Below are 8222 nucleotides of genomic sequence, written 5' to 3'. Positions count from 1 at the left end.
TTTATTCGATTATCTCGGTCACCACACCGGCCCCCACGGTCCTGCCACCCTCGCGGATAGCAAAGCGAAGGCCTTCTTCTATCGCTATGGGAGATATAAGCTCGATCTCCATCACCACGTTGTCCCCCGGCATCACCATCTCGGTGCCCTCGGGCAGTTTTATTACTCCCGTAACATCGGTGGTCCTGAAATAGAACTGCGGCCTGTATCCGTTGAAAAACGGTGTGTGCCTGCCCCCTTCTTCCTTCTTCAATACGTATACCTGTCCCTTGAATTTGGTGTGCGGATGGATGGATCCGGGTTTGGCTATTACCATGCCCCTCTCTACTTCGTCCCTGTCGACTCCCCTCAAGAGGGCTCCGATGTTGTCTCCGGCTACCGCCTGGTCCAGGATCTTCCTGAACATTTCTACACCCGTCACTACGGTCTTCTTCTTCTCGGGGTTCAATCCCACTATCTCTACTTCGTCGCCTACTTTCAGGGTGCCCCTCTCTACTCTCCCGGTCACTACGGTGCCGCGCCCGGTTATGGTGAATACGTCTTCGATCGGCATGAGGAAGGGTTTGTCGGCGTCACGCTCCGGTGTCGGTATATATTCGTCTACGGCGTCCATGAGCTGCCATATCTTCCCGCACCATTCGCAGTCCCTCTTGCCGCATCCGCATTCCAGCGCCTTTAATGCCGAGCCGGCCACTACGGGTATCTCGTCGCCGGGAAATTCGTAGGAGGACAGGAGTTCTCTTACTTCCATTTCGACCAGTTCCAAAAGTTCGGGGTCATCTACCATGTCAACTTTGTTCATGAAGACTACGATGTAGGGTACGCCTACCTGCCTGGCAAGCAGTATGTGTTCCCTGGTCTGGGGCATGGGTCCGTCCGCCGCCGATACTACCAGGATGGCTCCGTCCATCTGGGCGGCTCCGGTGATCATGTTCTTTACGTAGTCGGCGTGACCCGGGCAGTCCACGTGGGCATAGTGCCTGTTCTCGGTCTCGTATTCCACGTGGGCCGTCGCTATGGTTATTCCGCGTTCCCTCTCTTCGGGAGCTTTGTCTATCTGGTCGTATGCTACGAAGTTGGCAAACCCTGTGGTAGAAAGGCACCGCGTGATCGCCGCCGTCAGGGTGGTCTTTCCGTGGTCTACGTGGCCTATCGTGCCTACGTTAACGTGAGGCTTCTTCCTCTCAAATTTTTGCTTTGCCATCGTATTTCCTCCTTTGAAATTTATTTGTTTATAATGGACTCCGCTATATTCTTGGGCACTTCCGCATAGTGGGAGAACTGCATGGTGTAGGTGCCCCTGCCCTGAGTCTTGGACCTCAGGTCTGTGGCGTAACCGAACATTTCAGCCAGCGGCACGTAGCCCCTCACAACCTGGGCTCCGCTCCGCAGCTCGATACCCTCTATGTGGCCTCTCCTCGAGTTGAGGTCGCCTATAACGTCGCCCATGTATTCTTCGGGCACCACCACTTCCACTTTCATAATGGGTTCTAAAAGTACCGGTTCGGCCTTCTTCATGGCTTCCTTGAACGCCAGCGATCCGGCGATCTTGAAGGCCATTTCCGAAGAGTCCACTTCGTGATAGGAACCGTCGAACAGCGTCACCTTTACATCGACGACCGGATATCCTGCGAGCACGCCGTTCTGTAGGGCTTCACGCACACCGGCGTCCACGGCGGGTATATATTCCTTGGGTATTACGCCGCCGACGATCCTGTTGACGAACTCGTAACCCTTGCCGGGCTCCAGGGGTTCGATCTCCAGCCATACGTGGCCGTACTGGCCGCGACCGCCGGTCTGGCGGATGTACTTGCCTTCCGCCTTGACGGCCTTTTTGATGGTCTCCTTGTAGGCCACCTGGGGTTTGCCCACGTTGGCCTGAACCTTGAACTCCCTGAACATCCTGTCGACTATTATCTCCAGGTGCAGCTCGCCCATACCGGCTATTATGGTCTGGCCGGTCTCCTGGTCGGTGTACGTCCTGAAGGTGGGGTCCTCTTCGGCCAGCCTCTGAAGGGCGATGCCCATCTTTTCCTGGTCCGCCTTGGTCTTGGGCTCTATGGCCACCGATATGACCGGTTCGGGGAACTGCATGGACTCCAGGATGATGGGTTTTTCTTCAGCGCACAGCGTATCGCCGGTCGTGGTATCCTTGAGGCCGACGGCGGCGACGATTTCGCCGGTCATGGCTTCTTCCATTTCCTGCCTATGGTTGGCGTGCATCCTGAGGATTCTGCCGATCCTTTCTTTCTTGTTCTTGGTGGAGTTATAAACGTAAGAACCGGCTTTCAGCGTTCCCGAGTAAATTCGGAAGTAGGTCAGCTTACCCACGTAGGGGTCGCTCATGATCTTGAACGCAAGAGCGGAAAACGCTTCATCGTCGCTGGGCTGCCTTTCGATTTCCCCGCCGGTTTCGGGGTCGACTCCCTTAACAGCCGGGATATCAAGGGGTGAAGGCAGGTAGTCGATTATTGCATCCAGGAGAAGCTGTACGCCTTTGTTCCTGTAAGAGGAACCGCAGAACACGGGAACGGCCTTTACTTCAACGCAGGCCTTTCTGATGGCTGCCTTGAGTTCGGCTTCGGAGATCTCCTGGCCTTCCAGGAATTTTTCCATTATTTCTTCGTTGACGTCGGACAGCGACTCCAGCATCTTTTCCCTGTACTCCTCGGCCTTCTCCCTGATCTCGTCAGGGATTTCCGTCACCTGGATGTCGGTGCCCAGATCGTTGGTATAAATGTAGGCCTTCATTCCTACCAGGTCCACGATTCCCCTGAAGGTGTCCTCGCTGCCGATGGGGATCTGGACGGGCACGGGATTGGCTCCCAGTCTTTCCTTTATCTGCTTCACCACATTGTAAAAATCAGCGCCCATTATATCCATCTTGTTTACATAGGCGATCCTGGGAACCCCGTATTTGTCGGCCTGGCGCCAGACCGTCTCGGACTGCGGCTCAACACCGCCTTTTGCACAAAATACCGCAACGGCTCCGTCGAGAACCCGTAGGGACCGCTCTACTTCCACCGTGAAATCCACGTGGCCTGGCGTATCGATAATGTTAATCTGGTGATCCTTCCAGTAGCAGGTTGTAGAAGCCGATGTTATGGTAATGCCCCTTTCCTGCTCCTGCTCCATCCAGTCCATAACAGCGGTGCCTTCGTGGACTTCTCCCAGTTTATGCACTTTTCCGGTGTAAAAGAGAATCCTCTCGGTAGTGGTGGTTTTACCGGCATCTATGTGCGCCATTATACCTATATTCCTTAGTCTGTTCAGCGGAATCTGTCTAGGCATATGCTACACCCCTTTCTGTAACGAATACCAAAAAAATGCCCTCGATACTTTAACGACTTACCACCTGTAATGGGCAAAGGCTCTGTTGGCTTCTGCCATCCTGTGGGTTTCGTCTTTCTTCTTAACGGCGCCGCCGGTGCCGTTGGCCGCATCCATGATCTCGGCGGCCAGCTTTTCCCTGATGGTCTTTTTGTCACTGCGCTGGCGGGCGTATTCCACAAGCCACCTGATACCCAGGGAAAGCCTTCTGGGCTCGGGAACCTCGATGGGCACCTGATAGGTGGCGCCGCCCACCCTTCGGGGCCTTACTTCCAGCACGGGCATTACATTTTTTAAGGCCTCCTGGAAGACCTCAAGGGGGTCCTTGCCCGTCTTTTCCCTGATTATCTCAAAAGCCCCGTAGCAGGCTTTCTGGGCAATGCTCTTCTTGCCGTCGTACATGAGTTTGTTGATGAGCTTTGTCACCAGCTTACTCTTATATATGGGATCCTCGGGTACATCCCTGCGCGCAACATGACCCTTTCTTGGCATCCTCTTCCCTCCTTCACTTAAGACTTCGGCCTTTTGGCTCCGTAAAGGGAACGCCCCTGTTTCCTGTTAGCAACTCCTGCTGCATCCAGAGCGCCGCGGATGATGTGATACCTCACACCGGGAAGGTCCTTTACCCTGCCTCCCCTCACGAGAACCACCGAGTGTTCCTGCAGGTTGTGCCCTATGCCCGGGATGTACGCGGTAACCTCCACGCCGTTGGTAAGCCTTACCCTGGCTATCTTTCTAAGAGCGGAGTTGGGCTTCTTGGGCGTGGTGGTCTTTACTACGGTGCACACCCCGCGCTTCTGGGGACAGCCCCTCAATGCGGGAGCCTTGGACTTCTGCTCAATCTTCTGCCTTCCTTTCCTCACCAGCTGATTGATCGTCGGCATCGTTACACCTCCTTCCTATACATCAAAAAAGAATGCCCCATAAGAGGGGCATCCAATATTTTCTTATTGATTTAAAATTGCAGCCGATGCTGCCCCTACATCAATACCGCATGCCTCCCCCAATTCCTTCATTGTAGCCACCGGAACTACTTCTATGCCCTTTGACTGGCACAGTTCCTTCAAGCCGGCCACCACATGTTCTTCGGCATCCTGGGCTATAAATACTACGGCTGCCTGATCCTTTTCCACTGCTTTCAGCGTCTGCTTTGTCCCTACTGTCTTTTTGGGGGCACCTTTTAATTTGTTAAGCATCTCATGCCCTCCTCAAGCTCATGCTTTTTATGAAGCTTGAGCACGCACCTATATATTTTAGCATTATCGCTGATGGCTGTCAATAAGGATTTACGCTCCCTCCGGGGCATTCACAGCCTCCGCCGGCGGCTGGTTTTCCTCCCCGGGTTCCTGTCCTTCGATGTATATTCTGATACCCCTGTACCGCTTCATTCCGGTACCGGCGGGTATGAGCTTTCCTATTATAACGTTTTCCTTTAAGCCCAGCAGCGGGTCTACCTTGCCCTTTATTGCCGCTTCAGTCAATACTCTCGTGGTCTCCTGGAAGGAAGCGGCTGACAGGAACGAATCGGTGGCAAGGGAAGCCTTGGTTATGCCCAGCAAGACTCTTCTCGCTTCGGCCGGCTTCTTGCCTTCCCGCCTGGCCTGCTCGTTTATATTCTCGAACTCAAAAATGTCTATCAGCTCGCCCGGTAAGAGGTCCGTTTCACCCGGGTCCTCCACTTTTACTTTGCGCAGCATCTGGCGGATTATAATCTCTATGTGTTTATCGTTGATATCGACGCCCTGCATCCTGTAAACCTTGAGCACTTCCTGCAGGAGATAGGTCTGGACGCCGCGCACACCCTTTATCCTGAGTATGTCGTGAGGGTTGATGGGGCCTTCGCATAAAGAGTCTCCGGCTTCCACCCGGCTGCCGTTCTCCACTGTAAGCCTTGCGCCGTAAGGAATCTGGTATACCCTGACCTCCCCGTCGTCGCTGGTGACCTCGACTTCCCTTTTCTTCTTGGTGTCGAGAATCCTAACGACCCCCGAATTTTCGGTGATGACCGCCTGCCCCTTGGGCCTGCGGGCTTCAAAAAGCTCCTCTACCCTGGGAAGACCCTGAGTTATGTCGTGTCCAGCAATTCCGCCGGTATGGAAAGTTCTCATGGTAAGCTGGGTACCCGGTTCGCCGATGGACTGAGCCGCTATGATACCCACAGCTTCACCCACTTCCACGGGCCTGCCGGTAGCCAGGTTTTTGCCGTAACACTTGGCACAGACCCCGTGGCGCGTCCTGCAAGTGAGCACCGACCTGATCTTGACTTCTTTAATGCCCGCGGCGATAATCCTGTCGGCGATGCTGTCGGTGATCATCTCATCGGCGCGCACCAACACCTCACCGGTATTGGGGTCTATTACATCTTCCAGAGCATAGCGCCCGTCGATGCGCTCCTTCAGCGGCTCTATTACCTCTTTGCCGTCCATTATGGCCCTTACCGTTATCCCTTCGGTGGTGCCGCAGTCCAGTTCTCTCACTATCACGTCCTGGCTGACGTCTACCAGGCGCCTGGTGAGGTATCCGGAGTCCGCGGTCCTGAGGGCCGTATCGGCAAGACCTTTTCTGGCGCCATGGGTTGATATGAAGTATTCCAGTACTGTAAGGCCTTCGCGGAAATTGGCCTTTATCGGCAGGTCAAGGATCCGGCCCGCTGTGTCAGCCATAAGACCTCTCATGCCGGCCAGCTGCCTTATCTGCTGTTTGTTACCCCTGGCACCGGAATTGGCCATCATGTAGACGGGATTCAGTCTGTCGAGGCTGTTCATAAGGCTTTCGGTGACGCGATCGGTGGCATTGGCCCAAATTTCGATGACTTTTTCGTAGCGTTCTTCGTCGGAAATAAGCCCTCGCCTGTACATGAGTTCTACCTGGTCAACCTGTTCTTCCGCCTCGGAAAGGATCTTCTCCTTGTCCGCCGGTATCTCTATGTCGGTAATGCCTATGGTTATACCGGCTTTTGTGGCGTAATGAAAACCTACTGATTTTATTTTATCGAGGACTTGGGCGGTCACCGTAGTGCCGTGCTTTTTGTAGCAGCGGTCTACTATTTCTCCCAGTTTGCCCTTGTCGACCAGGGTGTTGAGCTCCAGTTCGAAGAGGTTTTCCTCTTTACTCCTGTCCACAAATCCCAGATCCTGTGGTATACATTCGTTTAATATGATACGGCCCGGAGTCGTCGTGATAATTTTCGAACGCTTTTTTCCGTCGATTTCCTTTGTTATCCTCACGTTTATCTTGGCGTGGAGGGACACCTCACCCATATTGTAGGCCAGGACGACTTCTTCGGGAGAGGAAAAGTACTTGCCCTCACCTTTTTCGCCGTCGCGCTCAATGGTAAGGTAGTAGACTCCGAGCACCATATCCTGCGTCGGCGTAACCACCGGCTTGCCGTCGGCAGGCTTCAGCATGTTGTTGGCGGAAAGCATAAGAAGCCTCGCCTCGGCCTGGGCCTCCGCCGAAAGGGGCACGTGCACAGCCATCTGATCGCCGTCGAAGTCGGCGTTGTAAGCGGTGCACACCAGCGGGTGAATCTGTATGGCCCGGCCCTCAACCAGCACCGGCTCGAAGGCCTGAATACCCAGGCGGTGCAGCGTGGGAGCCCTGTTTAAGAGCACCGGATGCTCCTTGATAACCTCCTCCAGCACGTCCCATACTTCGGGCTTAACCCTTTCCACCATGCGCTTGGCGCTCTTTATGTTGTGGGCGTGGCCGTCCTCCACCAGCTTTTTCATCACAAAGGGCTTGAAGAGCTCCAGTGCCATCTCCTTTGGAAGGCCGCACTGGTAGAGCTTAAGCTCGGGGCCGACCACTATTACCGAACGGCCGGAGTAGTCGACGCGCTTACCCAAGAGGTTTTGCCTGAAGCGTCCCTGTTTTCCCTTGAGCATGTCGCTCAAAGACTTCAAAGGCCTGTTGCCCGGCCCGGTAACCGGCCTTCCGCGCCTGCCGTTGTCTATGAGCGCGTCAACCGCTTCCTGCAACATCCTCTTTTCATTGCGCACTATTATATCGGGAGCCCCCAGGTCCAGGAGCCTCTTCAGGCGGTTGTTCCTGTTGATAACCCTGCGGTAGAGGTCGTTCAGGTCGGAGGTGGCAAAACGACCGCCGTCCAGCTGCACCATAGGACGCAGGTCCGGCGGTATGACCGGTATGACCTCGAGTATCATCCACTCGGGCCTGTTACCCGACTTTCTGAAGGCCTCCACTACTTCAAGCCTTCTCAGGATCCGTACTTTTTTCTGACCGTTGGCCTCCTTTAGCTCGGCTCTTAGCTCTTTAGCCAGCTTCTCCAGGTCGATCTCTTCCAAAAGCTCCTTTATAGCCTCGGCCCCCATGCCGGCCTTGAAGGCGTTACCATATTTTTCCCTGTACTCCCGGTATTCCTTTTCAGTGAGAAGCTGTTTCTTGGCCAGCGGCGTGTTGCCCGGGTCGATGACTATATATGAAGCGAAGTATATAACTTTTTCCAGGGAGCGGGGGGACATGTCGAGCATGAGGCCTATCCGGCTCGGGATGCCCTTCAAGAACCAGATGTGGGACACAGGAGCGGCAAGTTCTATGTGCCCCATCCTCTCGCGGCGCACCTTAGACTTGGTAACCTCGACGCCGCAGCGGTCGCAGATAACGCCCTTGTACTTAACTCTCTTGTATTTTCCGCAGTGGCACTCCCAGTCCTTGACGGGCCCAAAAATCCTCTCGCAGAACAGCCCCTGCTTTTCCGGTTTCAAAGTGCGGTAGTTTATCGTCTCGGGTTTTTTAACCTCACCCTTTGACCATTCCCTTATCTGTTCTGGAGATGCAAGACCTATTTTTATGGAATCAAAAAAGTTAAGCTCAAGCAAAGGGTGTCTCTCCCTTCATTATTATTGAGCATCATTTCGGGACAGCCAGTC

General features: G+C 54.3%; 6 protein-coding genes. All 6 read right to left on the bottom strand.

The window, feature by feature from the left end:
* Nucleotide 1 precedes the first annotated feature (1 nt).
* Nucleotides 2-1204: an elongation factor Tu gene (gene tuf / locus LZ11_RS09765; protein WP_148865744.1), complete on the bottom strand. Its 1203-nt coding sequence runs from the start codon at nucleotides 1202-1204 to the stop codon at nucleotides 2-4.
* A gap of 20 nt (nucleotides 1205-1224) precedes the next feature.
* A complete protein-coding gene (gene fusA, locus LZ11_RS09760; protein WP_148867699.1) occupies nucleotides 1225-3291 on the bottom strand; it encodes an elongation factor G in 2067 nt (688 codons plus the stop codon).
* Between the two features lie 57 nt (nucleotides 3292-3348).
* Nucleotides 3349-3822 (bottom strand): 30S ribosomal protein S7, encoded by a 474-nt coding sequence (gene rpsG, locus LZ11_RS09755; RefSeq protein ID WP_148867698.1) that lies wholly within the window; start codon nucleotides 3820-3822, stop codon nucleotides 3349-3351.
* 17 nt (nucleotides 3823-3839) lie between these two features.
* Nucleotides 3840-4214 carry a 30S ribosomal protein S12 gene (rpsL, locus tag LZ11_RS09750; protein WP_148867697.1) on the bottom strand — a complete coding sequence of 125 codons (375 nt, stop codon included), beginning with the start codon at nucleotides 4212-4214 and terminating at the stop codon, nucleotides 3840-3842.
* Between the two features lie 63 nt (nucleotides 4215-4277).
* A complete protein-coding gene (locus LZ11_RS09745; protein WP_148867696.1) occupies nucleotides 4278-4526 on the bottom strand; it encodes a ribosomal L7Ae/L30e/S12e/Gadd45 family protein in 249 nt (82 codons plus the stop codon).
* 90 nt (nucleotides 4527-4616) lie between these two features.
* The gene (gene rpoC, locus LZ11_RS09740) at nucleotides 4617-8171 is read right to left on the bottom strand and encodes a DNA-directed RNA polymerase subunit beta' (protein WP_148867695.1); all 3555 of its coding nucleotides are present in this window, start codon (nucleotides 8169-8171) and stop codon (nucleotides 4617-4619) included.
* Nucleotides 8172-8222 lie beyond the last annotated feature (51 nt).

It is taken from the genome of Thermosediminibacter litoriperuensis, assembly GCF_008124715.1.
Lineage (GTDB): Bacteria > Bacillota > Thermosediminibacteria > Thermosediminibacterales > Thermosediminibacteraceae > Thermosediminibacter > Thermosediminibacter litoriperuensis.
The sequence above is the reverse complement of the archived record's forward strand: the minus strand, read 5'-3'. Positions and strand labels throughout refer to the sequence as shown.

What these genes read in the sequence shown, in the direction of transcription:
- tuf (WP_148865744.1), bottom strand. Translation starts at nt 1,204, where the DNA reads ATGGCAAAGCAAAAATTTGAGAGGAAGAAGCCTCACGTTAACGTAGGC.
- fusA (WP_148867699.1), bottom strand. Translation starts at nt 3,291, where the DNA reads ATGCCTAGACAGATTCCGCTGAACAGACTAAGGAATATAGGTATAATG.
- rpsG (WP_148867698.1), bottom strand. Translation starts at nt 3,822, where the DNA reads ATGCCAAGAAAGGGTCATGTTGCGCGCAGGGATGTACCCGAGGATCCC.
- rpsL (WP_148867697.1), bottom strand. Translation starts at nt 4,214, where the DNA reads ATGCCGACGATCAATCAGCTGGTGAGGAAAGGAAGGCAGAAGATTGAG.
- LZ11_RS09745 (WP_148867696.1), bottom strand. Translation starts at nt 4,526, where the DNA reads ATGCTTAACAAATTAAAAGGTGCCCCCAAAAAGACAGTAGGGACAAAG.